The following is a 2,156-nucleotide window of genomic DNA, read 5'->3' on the forward strand; positions in this document are numbered from 1 at the left end:
CTCGGACACACCGATCCCGAAGTCCCTGGCCAGCCCCGCCAGTCCCTCGCCGTACCCTCTCCACCATGTCGCTCTACGCCGCGTACGCCGGCAACCTCGACGCGCGGCTGATGACCCGCCGCGCACCGCACTCGCCGATGCGCGCGACCGGCTGGCTCAACGGATGGCGGCTGACCTTCGGCGGCGAGCAGATGGGCTGGGACGGCGCGCTCGCGACGATCGTCGAGGACCCCGAGTCCCAGGTCTTCGTCGCGCTGTACGACATCGCGCCGCCGGACGAGGACTCGATGGACCGCTGGGAGGGTGTCGGCCTCGGCATCTACCGCCGGATGCGGGTCCGGGTGCACACCCTGGAGACCGAGGAGTCGGCCTGGCTGTACGTCCTCGACGCGTACGAGGGGGGCCTGCCCTCGGCGCGCTACCTCGGCGAGATCGCGGACGCGGCGGAGTCGGCGGGGGCGCCGCACGACTATGTGATGGAACTCCGCAAGCGTCCCTGCTAGCTCTCGTGTCCCACCTTTCGCCGGACTTGGTTGGAAACGACAAGACAACGATCGTCATCCCGTTCGCTCTGTCATCTACGCGCGTAGGCCTGAACCGGCTACGCTCATCCGCGTGAACGCATCTCTTCTTCCGGACGACATCCAGGGCGACCCGCATGCCGCCGCCGACGCCGCCGCCGCGCGCCTGCGCGAACTGACCGGCGCCGAGACCCACGACGTCGCTCTCGTGATGGGCTCCGGCTGGGCGCCGGCCGTGGACGCCCTCGGCGCTCCCGACGCCGAGTTCCAGGTCACCGAGCTGCCCGGATTCCCGCCGCCGGCGGTGGAGGGGCACGGCGGCAAGATCCGCTCGTACAAGATCGGTGAGAAGCGGGCCCTGGTCTTCCTGGGCCGCACGCACTACTACGAGGGCCGTGGTGTGGCCGCCGTCGCGCACGGCGTCCGTACGGCGGTGGCGGCCGGCTGCAAGACGATCGTCCTCACCAACGGCTGCGGTGGCCTCCGCGAGGGCATGCGCCCCGGGCAGCCGGTCCTGATCAGCGACCACATCAACCTCACGGCGACGTCCCCCATCGTCGGCGCGAACTTCGTGGACCTGACGGACCTGTACTCGCCGCGGCTGCGCGCCCTGTGCAAGGAGATCGACCCCACGCTGGAGGAGGGTGTCTACGCCCAGTTCCCCGGCCCGCACTACGAGACGCCGGCGGAGATCCGCATGGCCCGCGTGATCGGGGCGGACCTGGTGGGCATGTCGACGGTCCTCGAAGCCATCGCCGCGCGCGAGGCGGGTGCCGAAGTGCTGGGCATCTCCCTGGTGACCAACCTGGCGGCCGGCATGACGGGCGAGCCCCTCAACCACGAAGAGGTCCTCCAGGCCGGACGCGACTCCGCGACCCAGATGGGCGCGCTGCTGGGCCAGGTACTGGGCAGGCTGTAACCGAAGGGCTTCTCCTCGCCCCCGCCGCCCCTACCCGTCCCATCCTCCTCAAACGCCGGAGGGGCTGGATCTTTCAGCCTGTCCGGCGTTTGAGGACGAGGCCCGTTCAGGGCCGACAGCGGGGGTCTGGGGGCGCAGCCCCCAGGGATGGGACGGGTAAGGGCGGCGGGGGCGAGAACCCGTCCCAGCCGCACCCCCACTCACCCGCACACCGACACGAGAGGTTGACCCGACGTGCACGACGATCTCATCGCACGAGCCACCGCATGGCTGGCCGAGGACCCCGACACGGAGACCCGTGACGAGCTCGGCAAGCTCATCGAGGCCGGAGACGTCACCGAACTCGCCGCCCGTTTCAGCGGCACCCTCCAGTTCGGCACGGCGGGCCTGAGGGGCGAACTCGGCGCCGGACCGATGCGCATGAACCGCAGCGTCGTCATCCGCGCCGCCGCCGGCCTCGCCGCATACCTCAAGGCAAAGGGCGAGACGGGCGGCCTCGTCGTCATCGGCTACGACGCCCGCCACAAGTCCGCCGACTTCGCCCGCGACACCGCGGCCGTGATGACCGGCGCGGGCCTCAGGGCGGCCGTCCTCCCCCCACCCCTCCCCCCCCCCCCCCCCCCCCTCGCCCTACTGCCCCCCGGCGCCGTCGCCCGCCCCGCGGTCACCGCGCGCCACAACCCCCCCCCCCACCCCGGCCCCCACGCCTACCCCCG

The 2,156-nt window shown here is 71.9% G+C and carries 2 protein-coding genes and 1 pseudogene; all 3 read left to right on the top strand.

From position 1 onward, the window contains the following. Window positions 1-65: 65 nt before the first annotated feature. Entirely contained in the window at window positions 66-503 is a 438-nt protein-coding gene (locus HLK59_RS49680; RefSeq protein WP_171148275.1) for a gamma-glutamylcyclotransferase, read from the top strand. A gap of 112 nt (window positions 504-615) precedes the next feature. Then, on the top strand, window positions 616-1,440 hold the full coding sequence (locus tag HLK59_RS49685; protein ID WP_171148276.1) for a purine-nucleoside phosphorylase: 825 nt from the start codon (window positions 616-618) through the stop codon (window positions 1,438-1,440). Between the two features lie 234 nt (window positions 1,441-1,674). Beyond that, window positions 1,675-2,156: pseudogene (locus HLK59_RS49690) on the top strand (phospho-sugar mutase); the annotation flags it as partial.

Origin of the sequence: Streptomyces sp. S3(2020) (assembly GCF_013044505.1) — a bacterium.
Taxonomy (GTDB): Bacteria; Actinomycetota; Actinomycetes; order Streptomycetales; family Streptomycetaceae; genus Streptomyces.